Origin of the sequence: Aeromonas sp. 1805 (assembly GCF_013085525.1) — a bacterium.
Taxonomy (GTDB): domain Bacteria; phylum Pseudomonadota; class Gammaproteobacteria; order Enterobacterales; family Aeromonadaceae; genus Aeromonas; species Aeromonas hydrophila.
Genome location: NZ_CP038515.1, coordinates 4650965 through 4670576, shown reverse-complemented (window position 1 = coordinate 4670576; position 19612 = coordinate 4650965). Strand labels below are relative to the sequence as shown.

Annotated in this window: 17 protein-coding genes; 13 read left to right on the top strand and 4 right to left on the bottom strand. The window is 63.2% G+C overall.

The window, feature by feature from the left end:
• The first annotated feature begins 16 nt into the window (after window positions 1-16).
• From carB to E5E96_RS21615, 3 genes are all read left to right on the top strand, one after another.
• Window positions 17-3253, top strand: a complete 3237-nt coding sequence (carB, locus tag E5E96_RS21625; RefSeq protein WP_041217817.1) for a carbamoyl-phosphate synthase large subunit — start codon at window positions 17-19, stop codon at window positions 3251-3253.
• Window positions 3254-3738: 485 nt separating this feature from the next.
• Complete coding sequence (leuA, locus tag E5E96_RS21620; RefSeq protein WP_171283125.1) at window positions 3739-5397, top strand: 2-isopropylmalate synthase; 1659 nt, start codon at window positions 3739-3741, stop codon at window positions 5395-5397.
• Between the two features lie 161 nt (window positions 5398-5558).
• A complete protein-coding gene (locus E5E96_RS21615) occupies window positions 5559-6743 on the top strand; it encodes a DUF1615 domain-containing protein (RefSeq protein ID WP_171283124.1) in 1185 nt (394 codons plus the stop codon).
• Window positions 6744-6799: 56 nt separating this feature from the next.
• Here the strand turns inward: E5E96_RS21615 and E5E96_RS21610 are convergent, their stop codons facing one another.
• The 3 genes from E5E96_RS21610 to E5E96_RS21600 form a co-directional block, all read right to left on the bottom strand.
• Complete coding sequence (locus E5E96_RS21610) at window positions 6800-7363, bottom strand: hypothetical protein (protein ID WP_171283123.1); 564 nt, start codon at window positions 7361-7363, stop codon at window positions 6800-6802.
• A gap of 137 nt (window positions 7364-7500) precedes the next feature.
• The gene (locus tag E5E96_RS21605; protein ID WP_171283122.1) at window positions 7501-8367 is read right to left on the bottom strand and encodes a nuclease-related domain-containing protein; all 867 of its coding nucleotides are present in this window, start codon (window positions 8365-8367) and stop codon (window positions 7501-7503) included.
• 223 nt (window positions 8368-8590) lie between these two features.
• On the bottom strand, window positions 8591-9547 hold the full coding sequence (locus E5E96_RS21600; protein ID WP_171283121.1) for a hypothetical protein: 957 nt from the start codon (window positions 9545-9547) through the stop codon (window positions 8591-8593).
• 221 nt (window positions 9548-9768) lie between these two features.
• Here E5E96_RS21600 and E5E96_RS21595 point away from each other — a divergent pair, with 221 nt between their 5' ends.
• The 7 genes from E5E96_RS21595 (at window position 9769) to E5E96_RS21565 (ending at window position 16956) form a co-directional block, all read left to right on the top strand.
• Window positions 9769-11352 carry a CHASE4 domain-containing protein gene (locus E5E96_RS21595; protein WP_049045544.1) on the top strand — a complete coding sequence of 528 codons (1584 nt, stop codon included), beginning with the start codon at window positions 9769-9771 and terminating at the stop codon, window positions 11350-11352.
• A gap of 230 nt (window positions 11353-11582) precedes the next feature.
• A complete protein-coding gene (locus E5E96_RS21590; protein ID WP_045527294.1) occupies window positions 11583-12233 on the top strand; it encodes a DedA family protein in 651 nt (216 codons plus the stop codon).
• A gap of 93 nt (window positions 12234-12326) precedes the next feature.
• Entirely contained in the window at window positions 12327-12860 is a 534-nt protein-coding gene (speG, locus tag E5E96_RS21585) for a spermidine N1-acetyltransferase (protein ID WP_016351180.1), read from the top strand.
• 251 nt (window positions 12861-13111) lie between these two features.
• Complete coding sequence (locus E5E96_RS21580) at window positions 13112-14407, top strand: DEAD/DEAH box helicase (protein ID WP_016351179.1); 1296 nt, start codon at window positions 13112-13114, stop codon at window positions 14405-14407.
• 99 nt (window positions 14408-14506) lie between these two features.
• Complete coding sequence (locus E5E96_RS21575) at window positions 14507-15145, top strand: DUF2913 family protein (RefSeq protein ID WP_171283120.1); 639 nt, start codon at window positions 14507-14509, stop codon at window positions 15143-15145.
• 267 nt (window positions 15146-15412) lie between these two features.
• Window positions 15413-16456: a M35 family metallo-endopeptidase gene (locus E5E96_RS21570; protein WP_171280762.1), complete on the top strand. Its 1044-nt coding sequence runs from the start codon at window positions 15413-15415 to the stop codon at window positions 16454-16456.
• Between the two features lie 65 nt (window positions 16457-16521).
• The gene (locus tag E5E96_RS21565; RefSeq protein ID WP_024945781.1) at window positions 16522-16956 is read left to right on the top strand and encodes a hypothetical protein; all 435 of its coding nucleotides are present in this window, start codon (window positions 16522-16524) and stop codon (window positions 16954-16956) included.
• Window positions 16957-16974: 18 nt separating this feature from the next.
• Here E5E96_RS21565 and E5E96_RS21560 read toward each other — a convergent pair whose 3' ends face one another.
• Entirely contained in the window at window positions 16975-17970 is a 996-nt protein-coding gene (locus E5E96_RS21560; protein WP_171283119.1) for a questin oxidase family protein, read from the bottom strand.
• A 66-nt stretch (window positions 17971-18036) separates the two neighbouring features.
• On the opposite strand from E5E96_RS21560, the gene soxR reads away from it, so the two are divergent.
• The 3 genes from soxR (at window position 18037) to E5E96_RS21545 (ending at window position 19571) form a co-directional block, all read left to right on the top strand.
• On the top strand, window positions 18037-18504 hold the full coding sequence (gene soxR, locus E5E96_RS21555) for a redox-sensitive transcriptional activator SoxR (protein WP_171283118.1): 468 nt from the start codon (window positions 18037-18039) through the stop codon (window positions 18502-18504).
• 68 nt (window positions 18505-18572) lie between these two features.
• Window positions 18573-19151: an O-methyltransferase gene (locus E5E96_RS21550; RefSeq protein ID WP_171283117.1), complete on the top strand. Its 579-nt coding sequence runs from the start codon at window positions 18573-18575 to the stop codon at window positions 19149-19151.
• A 9-nt stretch (window positions 19152-19160) separates the two neighbouring features.
• Complete coding sequence (locus E5E96_RS21545) at window positions 19161-19571, top strand: nuclear transport factor 2 family protein (protein ID WP_016351173.1); 411 nt, start codon at window positions 19161-19163, stop codon at window positions 19569-19571.
• Window positions 19572-19612 lie beyond the last annotated feature (41 nt).

Below are 19612 nucleotides of genomic sequence, written 5' to 3'. Positions count from 1 at the left end.
GAGGAAAAGAGAAGCCATGCCAAAACGTAACGACCTACAGAGCATCCTGATCCTCGGCGCCGGCCCCATCGTCATCGGCCAGGCCTGCGAATTCGACTACTCCGGCGCCCAGGCCTGCAAGGCCCTGCGCGAGGAGGGCTACCGCGTCATTCTGGTGAACTCCAACCCGGCCACCATCATGACCGACCCGGAGATGGCCGACGCCACCTACATCGAGCCCATCACCTGGGAAGTGGTGCGCGAGATCATCAAGAAAGAGCGCCCGGACGCCATCCTGCCCACCATGGGTGGCCAGACCGCGCTCAACTGCGCGCTGGATCTGGAAAAGCACGGCGTGCTGGCCGAGTTCGGGGTGGAGATGATCGGCGCCACTGCCGATGCCATCGACAAGGCAGAAGACCGCTCCCGCTTTGACAAGGCGATGCGCAGCATCGGCCTGGAGTGCCCGCGCGCCGGCATCGCCCACAACATGGAAGAGGCCTGGGGCGTGCAACAGATGGTGGGCTTCCCCTGCATCATCCGTCCCTCCTTTACCATGGGTGGCTCCGGCGGCGGCATCGCCTACAACCCGGAAGAGTTCGTCGAGATCTGCGAGCGCGGTCTGGACCTGTCGCCGACCAAGGAGCTGCTCATCGACGAGTCGCTGATCGGCTGGAAAGAGTACGAGATGGAGGTGGTACGGGATCGCAACGACAACTGCATCATCGTCTGCGCCATCGAGAACTTCGACCCCATGGGCATTCACACCGGTGACTCCATCACGGTCGCGCCAGCCCAGACGCTGACCGACAAGGAGTACCAGCTGATGCGCAACGCCTCCATGGCGGTGCTGCGCGAGATCGGCGTCGAGACCGGTGGCTCCAACGTCCAGTTCGGTATCAACCCGAAAGATGGCCGCATGGTCATCATCGAGATGAACCCGCGGGTATCGCGCTCCTCTGCGCTGGCCTCCAAGGCGACCGGCTTCCCCATCGCCAAGATCGCCGCCAAGCTCGCCATCGGTTACACCCTGGACGAGCTGATGAACGACATCACCGGCGGTCGCACCCCGGCCTCCTTCGAGCCGGCCATCGACTACGTGGTCACCAAGGTGCCGCGCTTCAACTTCGAGAAGTTCGCCGGTGCCAACGACCGTCTGACTACCCAGATGAAGTCCGTCGGCGAAGTGATGGCCATCGGCCGCAACTTCCAGGAGTCCCTGCACAAGGCGCTGCGCGGCCTCGAGACCGGCAAGACCGGCTTCGACCCCATGGTGGATCTGAACGCCCCTGACTCCCTGACCCGCATCCGCCACGAGCTGCAGGATGCCGGTGCCGAGCGCATCTTCTACATCGCCGATGCGTTCCGCGCCGGCCTCTCCATGGACGGTGTGTTCAAGCTGACCAAGATTGACCCCTGGTTCCTGGTGCAGATTGAAGAGCTGGTCAAACTCGAAGAGCAGGTGAAAGAGCGCGGCATGGCCGGCCTCGATGCCGACTTCCTGCGCGCCCTCAAGCGTAAGGGCTTTGCCGACGCCCGTCTGGCCAAGATCCTCGGCGTGGCCGAAGGGGAAGTGCGCAAGCTGCGTGCCCGCCACAACATCTTCCCGGTCTACAAGCGGGTCGATACCTGCGCCGCCGAGTTTGCCACCAACACGGCTTACATGTACTCCAGCTACGACGAGGAGTGTGAGGCCAACCCCACCAACCGTGACAAGATCATGGTCATCGGTGGCGGCCCGAACCGCATCGGTCAGGGCATCGAGTTTGACTACTGCTGCGTACACGCGGCGCTGGCCCTGCGCGAAGACGGTTACGAGACCATCATGGTCAACTGCAACCCGGAGACCGTCTCCACTGACTACGACACCTCGGATCGTCTCTACTTCGAACCGGTCACTCTGGAAGACGTGCTGGAAATCGTGCGCGTCGAGCAGCCCAAGGGCGTCATCGTCCAGTACGGCGGCCAGACTCCGCTCAAGCTGGCCCGTGCCCTGGAAGCCAACGGCGTGCCGGTCATCGGTACCAGCCCGGATGCCATCGACCGCGCCGAAGACCGCGAGCGCTTCCAGTCTGCCGTCGAGCGCCTCGGCCTCAAGCAGCCGGAGAATGGCACCGTCACCGCGCTGGAGCAGGCGGTGCTGACCGCCGAGCGCATCACCTACCCGCTGGTGGTGCGCCCCTCCTACGTGCTGGGTGGCCGCGCCATGGAAATCGTCTATGACGAGCAAGACCTGCGCCGCTACTTCGCCGAGGCGGTGAGCGTCTCCAACGAGTCGCCGGTACTGCTGGACCGCTTCCTGGACGACGCCACCGAGGTGGACGTGGACGCCATCTGCGACGGTACCGATGTGGTTATCGGCGGCATCATGGAGCACATCGAACAGGCCGGTATCCACTCCGGTGACTCCGCCTGTTCCCTGCCGCCCTACACCTTGTCCAAGGCCATTCAGGACGAGATGCGCGAGCAGGTGCGCAAACTGGCGCTGGAGCTTGGCGTGGTCGGTCTGATGAACGTGCAGTTCGCGGTGAAAGACAACGAGATCTACCTCATCGAGGTGAACCCCCGTGCCGCCCGTACCGTGCCGTTCGTCTCCAAGGCCACAGGTGCGCCGCTGGCCAAGATCGCCGCCCGCGTGATGGCCGGTCAGAGCCTGAAGGAACAGGGCTTTACCCAGGAGATCATCCCGCCCTACTACTCGGTGAAGGAAGTGGTACTGCCGTTCGCCAAGTTCCCGGGCGTGGATCCGCTGCTGGGGCCGGAGATGCGTTCCACTGGTGAAGTGATGGGCGTGGGCAGCAGCTTTGCCGAGGCCTATGCCAAGGCGCAGCTGGGTGCCGGTCACCAGGTGCCGCGCGAAGGGCGTGCCCTGCTCTCCGTTCGCCACAGCGACAAGGAGCGGGTGGTGAACCTGGCCGCCAAGCTGCTGGAGCTGGGCTATGACCTCGACGCCACCCACGGCACCGCCGTGACCTTGGGGGAGGCGAGCATCAACCCGCGTCTGGTCAACAAGGTGCACGAGGGCCGTCCGCACATTCTGGATCGCATCAAGAATGGCGAGTACACCTACATCGTCAACACCGCCGAGGGTCGTCAGGCCATCCAGGATTCCAAGCAGCTGCGTCGCGGCGCCCTGCAGCACAAGGTGGCCTACACCACCACGCTGCACGCGGCCTTCGCCACCTGCATGGCCATCAGTGTGGATGCCACCGCCAACGTCAACTCGGTGCAGGAGCTGCACCAGAAGGTAGAGAGCCAGCTGAAAAGCCGCTAAGACCGCGTGATGAAGGAGGGACGCCTCCTTCGTGACTCGATAAAACCCCGCCAGCGATGGCGGGGTTTTTTATTGGCCAAGAGATTGGGCTGTGATGGCAACGGGTGTCACCGAGCAACAGACTCTGGGTGACATTCACCCCTTATGAGCAGGAAAAGGTGACAATGATTGTGTAATAGATGTATTTGACAGCGTTCTTTGCAATCTCTCGCCCGCGTCGCCTCTCTATACTGGTTTCTCGTCACAGGATTTATCGACCCAGGTCGTCTGCGCCTGCCAACGCAGGGGCGAGCAGATCGGGCCCGCAGCCTTATCGGGTTGTGCGGCCGGCCCCTCTTACCGGAAGGGGCCACAGGAAACCGGGCGTGGGGCTACCGCCGCACGACCGGCCAGGGCCAGCGTTACCGCGCCAACCCGCTTCCCCTCCTTGTCCCCGTCAATCAGCCCAGCCGTACCGCCAGGACATCTGCCAAGGGAATCAGAATATGAGCTTCGATCATCGCAAATACCGCCGTGCCCCCGTCATCAATCTGGCTGATCGCCAGTGGCCCAACCGGGTGCTGGAGCGGGCGCCGCTCTGGTGCGCGGTGGATCTGCGCGACGGCAACCAGGCGCTGGTCGAGCCGATGACGGTGGCGCAGAAGCTGCAGATGTGGGCGCTGATGGTGCACATCGGCTTCAAGCACATCGAGGTGGGCTTTCCGGCCGCCTCTCAGCCCGATTTTGATTTCGTGCGCGAGCTTATCGACCGCAATCTCATTCCGGACGACGTCACCATCCAGGTGCTGGTGCAGGCGCGCGAAGATCTGATCGCCCGCACCTTCGAGGCCCTCAAGGGGGCGAAGCGGGCCATCGTCCACGTCTACAACTCGGTCAACCCGACCCAGCGCAACTATGTGTTCAACTCGGGGCGCGAAGGGGTCAAGGCCATCGCCGTGCAGGGGGCGCGCTGGGTGCGGGAGTACGCGGCCCGCAATCCGGGCACCGAGTGGAGTTTTCAGTACTCGCCGGAGAGCTTCAGCAGCACCGAGGTGGAGTTCGCCGTCGAGGTGTGTGACGCGGTGATCGACGAGTGGCGGCCGGCTGCCCGCCCGATGATCCTGAACCTGCCAGCCACCGTGGAGGTGAGCACCCCCAACGTGTTTGCCGATCAGGTGGAGTGGTTTTGCCGCCACCTCAAGGCGCGCCCCGAGGTGAGCATCTCCATCCATACCCACAACGATCGGGGCTGCGGGGTGGCCGCCGCCGAGCTGGCGGTGCTGGCGGGGGCGGATCGCATCGAGGGCACCCTGCTCGGCAACGGCGAGCGCACCGGCAACATGGACATCGTCACCATGGCCATGAACCTCTACAGCCAGGGGATCGATCCCGAACTCAACCTGGCGGACATGGATGCCATCGTCGCCACCGTGGGCGCCTGCACCCAGATTGCCCTGCACCCGCGCCACCCCTATGCCGGCGAGCTGGTCTACACGGCGTTTTCCGGCAGCCACCAGGACGCCATTCGCAAATCCCTGGCGGCGGAGAAGCCGGATCACTACTGGGACGTGGCTTATCTGCCCATCGACCCTGCCGATCTCGGTCGCAGCTACGAGGCGGTGATCCGCATCAATAGCCAGTCCGGCAAGGGAGGCGTCACCTACCTGCTGGAACGCGACCTTGGTCTGCAACTGCCGCGCTGGCTGCAAATTGACTTCAGCCGCCGGGTCCAGGCCGAGGCGGAAGCGAGCAGCAGCGAGGTAAGCCCGGAGCAGATCCGAGCCCTGTTCGAGCGCCACTATCTCGAACCTGCCCACGGCTATCGCATCGGTCGCTTCCAGCTCGGTCGCGACAGCCAGGAGAGCCTGCGCCTCGAGCTGCAGACCCCGACGGGCTCGCTGCAGCTCAGCGGTGAAGGGGAGGGGGCCATCACGGCGCTGGTCAACGGCTGGCAGCGCCAGACCGGGATGCACATCGACGTGCTGGATTACTCCGAGCATGCCTTAAGCGCCGGCACCGAGTCCCGCGCCGCCGCCTACGTGCTGCTGAGCGTGGACGGGACCCGTACCTGCGGGGTGGCCATCGGCCGCGACGTGGTCAGCGCCTCCCTGCAGGCGGTGATCAATGGCGCCGCCCAGATAGAGGCGCTGCGCCAGAGCGCCTGATCCCGGCGCCGTCTCGACCCTTGGGGGCCCTCGCCATGCAGGCGGGGGCCCTTGTCATTGATGGCTTCTGCTCCCCGTCCCAATCCTCTACAATGCCCTGCCTGTCTGCGTCCGGATACCCTTTGCGGGGGCCGGGACGCCTCATCCACCGGGAAGCATTCATGTCTCATCTCATCGTCTGTCGTCATTATCTGGCCCCGCTGCTGGCCACCTTGCTGCTGGCCGCCTGTGCCAGTGAACCCGTCAGTCAGGGCGATGCCAGCAAGCCTGGCAGCGCCGCCATCACCGGGCCGGCCATCGCCAGGCCCGCCCCGCTGCCCAAGGCCCAGGTCCCCCGGGCGCCCGCCAGTATGCAGTCACGCATTGTGCGGCTGCTGCCGGCCCGCACCGTGGATCGCAACGGCTGGGCCCAGGATATCGTCACCGCTCTCGCCAAACAGGATCTGGCGGTGACCGACGAGAACGTCTGCTCCGTGCTGGCGGTGGCGGAGCAGGAGTCCACCTTTCAGGCCGACCCCGTGGTGCCGGGCCTTGGCAAGATCGCCTGGAAGGAGATCAACGCCCGCGCCGGCAAGCTGCTGATCCCCGAGTTCGTGGTGCGTACCGCGCTCTCCATCAACTCGCCCACCGGCAAAACTTACGCCGAGCGCATCGACAAGTTGCGCACCGAGCGGGAGATGAGCGAGATCTTCGAGGACATGATAGGGGAGGTGCCCATGGGCAAGACCCTGTTCGGCAACATGAACCCGGTGCGCACCGGCGGCCCCATGCAGGTGAGCATCGCCTTTGCCGAGGCCAACAGCGACGGCTATCCCTATCCGATCAAGGAGTCCATTCGCCACGAGGTGTTCAGTCGCCGGGGTGGCATCTGGTTCGGCACCCGCCACCTGCTCAACTACCCGGCCCAGTATCCGGATCATCTCTATCGCTATGCCGACTTCAATGCCGGCTGGTATGCGAGCCGCAACGCCGCCTTCCAGGCGGCGGTGAGCCGATTGAGCGGCAAGCCGCTGGCGCTGGATGGGGATCTCATTCGCTACGACTCCGAGCTGCCGGGCAAGACCGAGCTGGCGGTCCATACCATCGCCGGCCAGCTCAGCATGAGCACGCAGGCCATCCACCAGAGCCTGAAGCTCGGCGACACCAGCGAGTTTGCCCAAAGCGATCTCTATCACAGGGTCTTCGTGCTGGCCGACCGCAAGGCAGGCAGCCGGCTGCCCCGCGCCGTGCTGCCGGGCATCTCTCTCAAGAGCCCCAAGATCACCCGCAACCTCACCACTGCCTGGTTTGCCAAGCGGGTGCAGTGGCGCCAGCAAACCTGCCTCAAGCGGCTGGGGTCGCTGTAACTGCAATGACAAAGGCGGCCAATGGGCCGCCTTTGTTTTATGTAGATATCATGGCGTCAAGTTAACTGTTTAACCGCAACCAGTATCTTGTAATTGTTTTTCCACTCTCCTTCGACAGGAAGATCAGAAAACTCCAGTGTTTTACTATATAGAAATGGACAGCTATTTAGGCAGGCTGGCCAAGTATCAAAGATATCCTGCTTGCCTTTAGTTTCTGTCCAGACATCAGCCAGCACTACGGCATAACGCTGGCGCTGTATTGGGTTAATCAGCCCCTTTTCAAGCAACAGGAGTGCTTCATTGGACTGCATTCGTTCAATATCATTCCTGACACTATTGGTTTTTGATTGAGGTGCCGTAAAGCGCTTGGCCTCAATAAGAAATAGCTCCGTTTCCGTGAAAACTACGGCGTCCATATGTTTCTTTTCCGTGAGGCTTATTGGAGCTTCAAACCATGAGAAGCATGAGCCGGGATAGAGGCTTTCAAGCGCAGAAACAAAGTTGTTGGTGAGATTCCGTTCGGTGAAGCCGGTAGATCCATGTGCAGGGTAGTAGTGAGAAAAAATAGTTGTATATCGGCTGTGCAAACGAGCCATTAATTTATCTAGAAATACTTGCATGTTATTGCTCCATAAATGTGCTGATGTATCTAGACCAAGGGGTTTTAAAGCGGCGATAGGGTGTAAATATAAAATAAACCCCCTGCACAGCTTCAATGACTCTGGTCCGTTTAATGATTCGAGATAGTGTTCTCCGATTAAGGGGACTGACTGTGTAACAAAGTCACGCCCCTGCATTTTGGGAATCCGCTGCATCCCCAAAACTGATTGCCCTTGTTCTCCCCCCGAGTTGCGGTGCGCAATATCATGGTGCTGCCACATCTGGGGCAGAGCGGGGGTGGATTATCCGGTGGCGATACGCTTTGTGAAGGTGGGTTTGCAACGGGTTGCCTGACAGGTGCGCGGGTGGAAACATGGTTGGCGGATGCGCTGGCATGACGAGCCTTGAGCTGAGTGACATGCTGCCGGTGGGTTTGCCAACTGGCGGTCAAGCGACCTTGCTGAATGGTGTCGACAATCCGATCGACGTCGGCGGTGCTCAAGACGGGAGTGGTCTTGCTCTTGATATGGCTGACCAGTCCGCGACGCATGACGTTCTCCGGCATGGGGGTCTTGAAGGTGCAGTCGCCAATAAAATAGACGATGGAATGCAACTGATGATCCGCCAGCCCCAGCAGGGATTTGAGGGTCATCAGGTGCAGATAGTTTTGATGCAGCGGGTTTTGAAAGCCGTGCCTGCGTCGAAACAGCTGCTGGGTCCAGCGCTTGTGTCTGGGATCACCGAAGATCCACCCTTTCATATTTTTGGTTTCTATCACGAATACCCCGAAGCGGGAGACGAGCACCTGATCAATCTGGGTACTGCCCTGCTCGAGCGGCAAGGTGACATTGCTCAGCAGATGATATTCCTGCCGGTCGAGAAAGAGCCGGATGCTGAGATTGAGCAGCCATTCCCCGATCATGCCCTTGAACCAGGGGCTCTTGGCGATGGTGGCCAGCAACAGCAGTGGCAGCAGAAACCAGAGCTGGTTCAGCAGAACGGCCATCAAGGCGGTAACGTCCATGTCATCTCTCCTCGCTCCCGATACCTCTCCCTGGCGATGGGGCACTCTGATTGGCGTGAGCCGGGTGTGGCACCACAGATTGGTGCCATCCGGAAAATGGGGTGCCGAAGTGAACTACTGTAGCGAGTTGACCAGAGGGAATGTGTGATCGCTTGCACCAACTGAGCGGCGCCTCTCTCTTTTTGTGCCAACGCCAGAGAGGGAAGCAGCCGCAGGGAGTGGCCTAGAAGCTCATCGCCAGCCCAACGCCGTAGCCGCTGGTGTTGTGGCTGAACATATAGCGGGCTACCAGCCGGGTACGGGTGACGAAGATATCGTACTTGCTGCTGTCGAGTTCCACCCCGAGGCCGAGGGAGTTGAGGGAGTTGAAGCCGAGCAGGCCGCGCTGCTCGCCCAGGTATTCGGTGCGGGCCCCCTCCATCACGTAGCGCACGGGTTTGCCCAGCAGCGTCAGATTGCCGATGGGGGCGCGGCGGCGCAGATAGAGGCCGAGGTTTTCGGCATTGGCCTGGCCGGTCACGCTGGCGGCGGTGCCGCCAAAGCTCTGCAGGTGCTGATAGGAGTAGCGCAGCTCGGCGTCGATGTCCTGGTCAGGGGAAAACAGCTCGTAGTCCAGCATCATGGCGCCACCGAGGCCGTAGACGTCGAGCCGGCCGCCATCGAGAAAATCGAGGTTCTTGCCGGTGTACTGGCCCAGCAGCCAGTTGCCGATGCGCAGATCGCTCGCCACCGTGCCGAGGGTGACGTTGCCGATGGGGCGCAGCACCCAGTTGCCGCCGTGGCTGTCCCGGTGCATCCCTATGTCCCAGCCAATCCCGCCGGTGGCGGTCAGGCTGTTCCACTTGGTGGGAACGGTGCGGCTCTCGCTGCCGTTGCTGACCACGAACTGGGGATCGTAGCGGCTGAATCCGAGGGTTCCTTCCAGATAAATCGGCACGCTCTCGCTCATGGTGGCGCCGCCGCCGATCTGGGTCATGTTGAGGGCGGAGGATTGATTGGTGCCGCTGCCGATGTTGATGTTGCTGGCGGTGATGTCGGGCACCACGGTGAAGGTCATCAGCGACACCACGGCGTTGGCGCGCTGCTGCACCCGCGAGTCGTCGTCGGCCATGGCCTGGCAGCTGCACAGCAGGCCAAGCAGCAGGGCGGGGCGCAGTGGAAGGGGGAGAGGTGTGAACATGCCGGGATCCCGTGAAGCCTCTTCCAATGAGGCACGGTTACACTGTAGCGATTATTTGCTCGCTTGGCAGCCCCACAGTGAGCCGGATGACGCCATTTGTGCCCATTCGTTCCCCGGCATCGCAGGTTGGTCACCCTGGCGAGGTTTTTCGCGCAAGGGAGAGGCGCAGAGGCAAAATCCATTAAACTCAATGGGTCACCTGTCCGGGAGTGTGGGTAAAGATGAAGATCAGCCGCAAGATTACGCTGACCATAGTGCTGACGCTGCTGCTGTTGCTGGGGGTCGGCTATGTCGGCCTTCATTATGTGGTAGGCAACAAGTTTGGCGAGCTGGAGCGCATGAGCGTGGAGCGCAACCGCGAGCGGGTCCGGGCCGTGGTGCAGGCCGAGCTTGGCCAGCTCACCATGCTGGGGCAGGACTGGTCCGAATGGGACGAGACCTACGCCTACATGGTGAGCCGCGATCCCGCCTATCTGGCGGCCAATCTCAACGTGCGCACCTTCGAGACCCTGGGGGTGGATCTGGTGGCGCTCTATGATGCCGACAAGCAGCCGCAGGCGGCGTTTGCCTATCATGGCGGCCAGCTGGTGACGCAGACCCCGGCCCAGCTTGCCCCCCTCACCGATTATCTGGTGCGCTACGGCAGCCTAAAGCCCAATGCCGGCATCTGGTTTGACGGCGAGCGTTACTATCTGCTGGCTGCCACCCAGATCCTGACCAGCGAGGGGGAGGGGCCGAGTCGCGGCACCCTGCTGCTGCTCAAGGCCTTCACCACCCGGCTGGTCCATCAGCTACAAAAGCGCACCAATCTCTCGCTCTCCTTTTTGAGCCCGCAGCAGCTGGCCACCAGCCTGGGGGTCACCACCCTGGCTCGGCTGAGAGCCAACGACAGCCTGATCCTGCCGCAGGAGGAGCGACTGCTCACCCTGGCTCAAATCGATACCCTGCAGGAGGACTCCCCGCTCATCTTTCGCTTCACCCTGCCACGGGATCTGATGCTGGAGGGCAAGGCCATCGAGCGCCACATCTTCTGGCTGCTGAGCCTGGGGACCTTGCTGTTTGGGGCTCTGGTGCTGCTGATCCTCAACGGCTATATCGCCGCCCGTTTGCAGCGGTTGAGCGCCAATCTGCGGCTCATCGGCGACGACGGCGCGGTGCGCCGGCTGCTGGTGGAGGGCAACGACGAGATCTCCCAGGTGGCCATCGACTGCAATCGGATGCTCGATCATCTGGACAGCCTGCGTCAGCGCCAGCTCGACAGCGAAGCCCGCCAGAAACTGCAGCACGGCGCCCTCATTCACCTGGCCAAGAGCGATCTGCTGAGTGGCGAGGATCCGGGTCAGGCGGCGCGCCACATCAACGAGGCGATCTGCTCGGGCACCGGCGCGGCGCGGGCCAGCGTCTGGTTCAGTGCCGAAGACAAGCAGAGCATGTACTGCCAGGATCTGTTCTTTTTGCCCAAGCTCCATCACCAGCAGGGCTTTCACCTGCCCTATGCCTTGATCCAGGGGCGCTACGAGGTCTCCAAGCCCGAGCATGAGCCCTGCCTCATCCTGCGCGAGCCCTACGACCTGACGCGCTTTGGCGCCATGCTGGCCCAGCTCGGGCTGGAGGGGCTCTCCGGCACCATCCTGATGGCCCCCCTCAAGCAGGGGGATGAGCTGCTCGGCTTCATCATCGCCGAGCGGGCCAGGCTGAGCGAGGTATGGCATCCCGACGAACTCGCCTTCGTGCTGTCGGTGTGCGATCTCTCGGCCCAGACCCTGCTCACCCTCACCAAGTTGCAGCGCCTCAAGCGCAGTTGACACTGTTTTGCTGTCTGGGCCTCTCCAGCCGGAGCGGGCCCGATTTTTTTGATGGCCCTGGCCGATTATCTCCCCTATCCATGACCTGTATTAATTTCTTGTTCACTTGGCCGGGTGTATAACGGGCCACCCTCAGGGAGAAAAGGGGTTGGCGACAGGGAGGGTCTGCCGCACCGGAGGCCGTCAGGCCACCCAGGATGGATGCTCAAGAAGTTGATGGGAGTCACCAGATGCAGGACATGCTGCTTGCCATATGGCAACAGGACTTTGACCAATTGATCCAGATGCAGGCGGTGGGCCTGCTCGTCACCTGCCTGGTGGTGATCCTTTTTCTCGAATCGAGTTTCGTGTTTCTGCCCCTGCCCGGCGACAGCCTGGTGCTGCTGGCCGGCGGGCTGGTGGGGATGGGGGTGCTCGGCCCCGAAGTGACGCTGCTCTACATGCCGCTGGCGGCGGGGCTTGGCAGCCTGATCGCCTATGTGCAGGGGCAGGCGCTGCACGGCACCGCCTTCATGGGCCACGTGGAGCGGATGATCCCGGACGGCAGCCTGCCACGGGCCTCCCGCCTGCTGCACAACTACGGCTTCTGGGCCATGTTCTCCTCCCGTTTCGTGCCCTTCGTGCGGGTGCTGACCCCCATGCTGATGGGGGTCTCGCGGCTGCACCTGCCGCGGGTGATGATCGCCAGTTTTGCCAGTGCCTTCCTCTGGGCACTGGTGCTGAGCCTGGTGGGCAAGGCGGTGATGGCGGCCCCGCTGTTCGCCCAGTATCACGAGCTGCTGACCAAGTGCCTGCTGGTGACCTCCCTCGGTCTGTTCGTCATCGCCATGGCCGCCATCGCCATCCGGCTGCTCAAGCGCCCGACCAACCGCATTCGCTGACCGGCCGGGGCAGGGCCCGCCGTCTGTTGCTCTCATTCTTCATGGCGCCGCCGCCCCTGGCCGGCGCCCCTTCACGCTGCAAGCAGGTACCTTATGTCATCCCATGACACCTTGACCCTTCGCCCCCTCGAGCGCGAGGATCTCAAGTTCGTCCATCAACTCAACAACAACGCCAGCATCATGCGCTACTGGTTCGAGGAGCCTTACGAGGCATACATGGAACTGGCCCAGCTCTATGACAAGCACATCCACGACCAGCACGAGCGCCGCTTCATCCTCGAGGTGGCGGGGGACAACGTGGGGCTGGTGGAGCTGGTGGACATCCGCAGCATCCATCGCCGCGCCGAATTCCAGATCATCATCGCCCCCGCCCATCAGGGGAAGGGCTATGCCAAGACCGCCACCTTGAAGGCGATGAAGTACGGCTTCAACGTGCTCAACCTGCACAAGCTCTATCTCATCGTCGATCGGGACAACGCCCGGGCGATCCACATCTATCAGGAGCTGGGCTTCGAGCCGGAAGGGGAGCTCAAAGAGGAGTTCTTCATCGATGGCCAATATCGCACCGCCATTCGCATGTGCCTGTTCCAAAGAGACTTCCTGGCCCAGAATGGTCGAGGTGGCTGAACTCCCGCACGGACGTGAAGGGCTGCTGACGGGGCGTGTTCACCTTGCCAGCCTGTGGCCCTGACCCCCATGAAAAGGGCGCGTATTTGAGGCAGAATTTGCTCCATCTATCTGTTACACTTCGCGCCCGCCATTTTCCGGCCACTCTCTGACTTGATGTCAGGCACAGCCGTCGGTGGTCTGCACCGACTTTTCGCTCATGCCGAGCTAACCAAGCCAGCCACAGTCCAGCTGGAACACAGGAACCCATTATGAGATTTGAATCGTTCGATTTTGCCCCAGAGATTTTGCGCGCTATCTCAGAGTGCGGTTATCAGGAGATGACCCCTGTGCAGCAGCAGGCGATCCCGGCCATTCGCCGCGGTCGTGACGTGCTGGCCAGCGCCCAGACCGGTACCGGCAAGACCGCCGCCTTTGCCCTGCCCATCCTGCAGCGGCTGGTGGACAATCCGGCGCCGGTGCAGCCTTCCAACGCCCGGGTGCTGATCCTGACCCCGACCCGCGAGCTGGCGGCCCAGGTGGCGAGCAACATCAATGACTTCGCCAAGCATCTGGATATCACCACCCTCACCATCTACGGCGGTGGCAAGCAGGATGTGCAGGCCAGAAAACTGAAAGCGGGCGCTCACATCATAGTGGCGACCCCGGGCCGGCTGCTGGAGCACCTCACCGCCTGCAACCTGAGCCTCTCCGGTGTCGAGTGCCTAGTGCTGGACGAAGCGGACCGCATCCTCGACATGGGCTTCAGTGCCGATGTGCAGCAGATCCTGCAAGCGGTCAACAAGACCCGTCAGAACCTGCTGTTCTCCGCCACCTTCTCCGAGGCGGTGAAGAAGCTGGCCAACCTGATGCTGGACAAGCCCCAGATAGTGAGCGTCAACAAGCAGAACTCCACCGCCGATACCGTCAGCCACACCGTCTATCCGGTGGAGCAGAAGCGCAAGCGCGAGCTGCTCTCCGAGCTCATCGGCAAGCAGAACTGGCCGCAGGTGCTGGTATTTGCCAGTACCCGCGAGAGCTGCGACGAACTGGTGGCCGAGCTGAACCTCGACGGCATCAAGTCGGCCGTGGTGCACGGCGACAAGGCTCAGGGCAGCCGTCGCCGCGCCCTGCGCGAGTTCACCGAAGGCAAGCTGCGGGTGCTGGTGGCCACCGAAGTGGCCGCCCGTGGCCTGGACATCCCGGATCTCGAGTACGTGGTCAACTATGATCTGCCGTTCCTGGCGGAAGACTACGTGCACCGCATCGGCCGTACCGGCCGCGCCGGCAAGAGCGGCATGGCCATCTCCTTCGTCAGCCGTGAAGAAGAGCGCACCCTGCTGGAGATCGAGGCGCTGATCGGCCAGAAGATCCGCCGCATCATGGTGCCGGGCTACGAGGTGAGCAGCCGCGACGAGCTGATCAAGCAGTTGCAGGAGCGTCGCCGCTTCGGCAAGCGCCCGCAGCGGGAAGACAATGCCGCCGCCCAGGCCATGGCCGAGGCCAAGCTGCAGGGCCAGCGCCTCAAGCGCCTGGCTGCCGCCAAGAAGCCGCGCCAGCCGAAATAAGGCGCGCAGGCCGCTCTATTGAACCGCAAAGGCGCCACTGGCGCCTTTGCCATCTCTGTCATCGGTGTTGACCCCTGGTAGTCAACTCAAGGATTGCTTATGACCGCTCCTACCTACAATCAGGCCCTGTTCGAGATGGCCAGCCAGAGTCTGGCCGAACTGGCCCGCACCGCCGAGCAGAAGGCTGGCAAGCGTACCCCGGCGCAAGAGAGCCACTTTCTCTGCACCTGGATGGCCGACTCCCTCAAGGAGAAGCGCTTCTCCCGGCTGGTGATGGAGGATTTGAAGGATTGGGTGCAGCTTGGCCGCACTCTGGGGGCCGGCGCCGATCTCAAGGGGCTGCTTGAGCGGATCATGGGCCAGTATGAGCGGGCCATGGCCGAGCCGACCGGGCTCGGCAGCCGGTTGGCCGCCCTGTTGGCCGAGCTCGCGGCCGAGGGTTGGTTAGTGATTACCGACAGCGAGGTGAGCGCCAAGCTGCGTCTGCAATCGGGCGGTCAGCCGAGCCTCATCATCAGCGCCAGCGAGTATCAGGGCCACATCGAGGCCAGCGAGCTGGTCAAGCCGCTCACCCTCTACGTGCGCGGCGACGAGGCCCGGCTGGCACGGGCAGCCTTTGACCACCGCCTGCTGCTGAGCCAGGGCAACAAGAAAACCACCCTGGTCAAGCACCACAAGGCCTACCGGCTGATGCCGGGCAACGCGCAGCCAGCGCTGGCGCTGCTCGTAGGCCCCTGAACGGGGTCTGCTTCATTTGTCTGAGACCCCGGCCCGGTGCCGGGGTTTTTTATGAGCGCGGGGCGGGGTGGCAGGCAGGAGAAAGGGGGGGCGGCGCGACTCTTGTCGCAGCAAGCGGGGGCATCTGGCATTCCCCCTATCCTGGGGGGCGTCCCCCATATGGTGGGATGGTCGCGGAAAAAAACTGCTCTAGGGTGAGTGGGCCCCAAAGAGGGCCTTGAAGGAAGCAAACCGCCTGACAAGGCGACACTCAATGAATGAGGAAACATGATGAAAGCGACTCCCATTGCCCTGTTGCTGGCCGGCGTGCTGGCCTCCCCGCTCTGCGCCGCAGGGCTCGACGCCCAGCTCACCCTGGTGGATGGCAACAGTGACGACGTGCGCGTCAACCTGACCCTGACCAACAGCGGGGACAAGCCGGTTCGCCTGCTCAAATGGCAACTGCCGGGCAGCGAAGATGCCCCCCTGTTCCTGGTGGAGCGGGACGGCCAGCCGGTCAGCTACGAGGGGGCCCTGATCAAGCGGGCAGCCCCGACCGACAAGGACTTCCAGCTGCTCAAGGCCGGCCAGAGCCTGACGGTGCAGGCCGAGGTCTCCGGTCTCTACGACATGAGCGCCCAGGGCCAGTACAGCATCCGCTACCTGCTGCCGACGTTGCCGCAAGAGGCGAAAGCCGCCAAGGCCAAGCAGGCCCAGACGAGCGAATCCAATGTGGTGACCCTGTGGGTGGACGGGGTGAGTGACGAGCGGGTGCTGGCCAAGGCAGCCCCCCTGGCCGAACCGCAGGCGGTGACCGCCTCGGTCAGCTTCAGCGGCCGCTGCACCAACACCCAGAAGAGCGACATCCTGGCGGCGCTCGATGCGGCCAGCGGCATCACCAACAACTCCAGCAGCTACCTGGCGGTGGACAAGCCGGAAGGCCAGCGTTATCGCAGCTGGTTTGGCGCCTATGATGCATCGCGCTGGGATCAGGCCGAGACCCACTTCAGCAAGATCAAGGATGCCATCGACAACAAGCCGCTCACCTTCGACTGCGGTTGCAAGCAGAGCTACTTTGCCTATGTCTATCCGGATCAGCCCTACAAGGTCTACCTGTGCAAGAGCTTCTGGACCGCACCGGTCAGCGGGACCGATTCCCGTGCCGGCACCATCGTCCACGAGCTGAGCCACTTCAACGTGGTGGCGGGCACCGACGATCTGGGTTACGGTCAGGCCAATGCCCGCAACCTGGCGAAGACGGATCCGGTCAAGGCGCTCAACAACGCCGACAACCACGAGTACTTCGCCGAGAATACGCCGAGCGAAAACTGATTTGCCGACCGGGGGGTCGCAAGGCCCCTTCTTGTCCATGTCGTTTGTCACAGGAAGGAGCGACCATGATGACACTCTTGCTCACTACCCTGGCGCTGGCCCCCCTGCAGTGCGATCTGTCGGTCAAGGCACAAAGCCGGGTCAACGAGCCGCTGCCGCTGGTGATGACCCTGACCAACCGGGGGGAGGGGCCACTCGAGGTGCTGAGCTGGTTCACGCCGTTCGAAGGCTGGTTTGCCGATGCCATCGATCTCACCCTCGATGATCGGCCGATACCCTACAAGGGCCCGCTGGCCAAGCGGGGCAACCCGGGGGCCGAGGATTTCTTCTTGCTGGGGGCCGGTCAGCAGAGCCAGGCCGATGCGGATCTGACCCTGGTCTACGATCTCTCCCACCCCGGCCGCTACCAACTGAGCTATCGCGCCCAGCCGCTGACCCTGACCCGGGGCGTGGCTCCCCGCTGCCCCGTCATTCACTTCACCCGGCTGCCCGCCTCCTAGGGCGGCCCCTCCTACTACCTAGATGGCATCCGGCCCGGTGAGAGGCGCCAGCAGGCCTGCCGCGCGGGCGGCCACCGCCAGATAACGGTCTGCCAGCAAAGGCCTGGCGAGCCCCTCCCGCCAGCAGCAATGCACCAGCTTGATCACATGATCGTCGAGGCTCGCCACCGCCCGGGCCAGCACGTTCTGCCACGACAGCTTGCCGGTATCGGGCCAGACCGGCGTCTGCAGTGACGGCGCGCCGACCGTGACATAGGCGGCCGCCACCGCCTGCCACATCAGGGTCTGCCAGCGCGCTTGCCATGGCGCGGGCAGCTGGCTGGCGACGATGGCGGCGGCGCGACTGCCGGTCATCATGTGCAGCACGGTAAAATTGCCGGTCTGCCAGTAGAGGGCGAGGGCCGCGTCGGCCAGCTGCACCAGCAGATCCGACGATGATACCCCGCTCGGCAACCCGCTCGCCCAGGTCGGCGCATCCGTCACCTGCCGCAGTCGTTCGGTGATCCACTCGCCTTGCCAGCATGCGCCTTCCCACTGCCGGGCCAGCGCGCTCAGCAGAGCGTCGATATCCTGCACCGGCGCCCGCTGCCCGGCCGGTACCTGCAAGGGTCTGCACTGCCAGGCGGCCAATGCGGCGGCCTGCTCTCCCTGATGACCATTTTCCAGCGCGCAGGCAAAGCGGATCAGCGGATGGAAGGCGCCGCCGGCCGGTGAAAGACCCTGCTCCAGCAGGCTGGCAAAGGTGGGCAGCCACCCCTCATCGGCCAGCCGTGTTGCCAACTGCTGACGCAGCCGGACAAACTGCAGCTCCTCCTCATCCTCCTGCTGTTGTTCACCCCCCGGCAGGGCATAGTTGGCCTGCCAGTGTGCGAAGAACTGCTGCAGCTGGCGGGGATTGGCGCCCATCTCGTGCAGGGCGTGCAATGCCATCGGACAGTGGTTGGTGGTGCCGCGTCCGTTGAGGGCAAAGGCTCGATTGGCATCGAGCAGATGATGAAGATGATGCATAATCATTTGACTCCTTTCATAAGGGGAGACAGGATTGTGCAAGTTAAAGCTAACTTGAGGTCAAGCGTGGCGATGGAACGCAAATGGCTGGCCATCGGCCAGATAGCCAAACGCTCGGGCGTCAAGGCCAGCGCCCTGCGCTTCTACGAGCAGAAGGGGCTGATTGGCAGCGTGCGCAGCGAGGGGGGCCAGCGGCTCTATCCGCAGGATGTGCTGCGCCGCATCGCCTTCATCCGGGTGGCGCAGGGCATGGGGTTGAGTCTGGGCGAGATAGGGGAGGCCCTGGCCGGTCTGCCCGAGGGACGCACCCCGGATCGCCGCGACTGGGACGGCATTGCCGGCCAGTGGCAGAGCCTGCTCGATCGGCGTATCACCGCTCTGCAGCAGCTCAAGGAGAAGCTCGGCGCCTGCATTGGTTGCGGTTGCCTCTCGCTGGAGCACTGCGCACTTTACAATCCGGATGATCAGGCCGCCGGGCAGGGCGAGGGTCCCCGCTACCTGCTGGGGGATACGTCACCGAGCGGGCCGGCAGCAAAATGATGAACATGAGGGGCGGTCCAGCCATGCCATGCACCGGGCCGACTCGTTTACACCGTCAAGGAGGAGACATGGCACTGGAACAACTGAAACGGGAGTTGGAGCTGTTTGGCGAGCAGAATGACGGCGCGCAACAGTCCCGTGGCAGCAAGATGCTCAACATTACCCGCGATACCGGCGAGCTGCTGGCGGTGCTGGTACAGGCGAGGGGGGCCGATGCGGTGCTGGAGATCGGCACCTCCAACGGTTACTCCACCCTCTGGCTGGCCGAGGCAGTCAAACGGCTGGGGGGCCGGGTCACCACCATCGAGCTGGACGAGGGCAAACGGGCCATGGCGGCCGCCAACTTTCAGCGGGCCGGGCTCGACCCCTGGATTGAGCAGTTGGCAGGGGAAGCAGGCACGCTGCTGCCCACCCTGCCGACGGCCGCTTATCCGCTTATCTTCCTCGACTCCGATCGCCAGCACTACCAGGCCTGGTGGCCCGAGATCCAGCGCCTGCTGGCCCCCCGCGGTCTGCTGGTGGTGGACAATGCCATCTCCCATCGGGAGGAACTGGCCGAGTGGATGGCAGAGGTGGAGCAGGATCCGGCGTTTGCGACCTCGCTGGTGCCGGTGGGCAAGGGGGAGTGGCTGGTGGTGCGGTTGTAGGGGAGAGGCATGGAAAACAAGACCATGGAACCAAAAGCAGTGGTGGAGGCCTACTGGCAGGCCATGCAGAGCAACGATTTCGTCAAGGCCTCCAGGTGGCTGAGCGATGACTTCCTCTGTGACTGGCCCCAGTCGGGGGAGCGGATCGAGGGGCGGGCCAACTTCGTCGAGATCAATCGGCGCTACCCGGCGGCTGGGCCCTGGAATTTCGATGTCGTCCGCCTGCTGGAGCAGGGGCGGGAGGTGGTGACCGAAGTGGTGATCACCGATGGTGAAGTCGAGGCGCGCGCCATCACCTTCCACACGGTGCGTGGCAATACCATCTGCCATCAGACCGAATTCTGGCCCGATCTCTACGAGGCGCCGCACTGGCGTCGTCACTGGGTCACCAGCATCCCGCGGGAGTCGCAACCCGCCTGACATGGGTTTCCGCTGGCGGAGCGCCGCCAGCGGGGCTATTC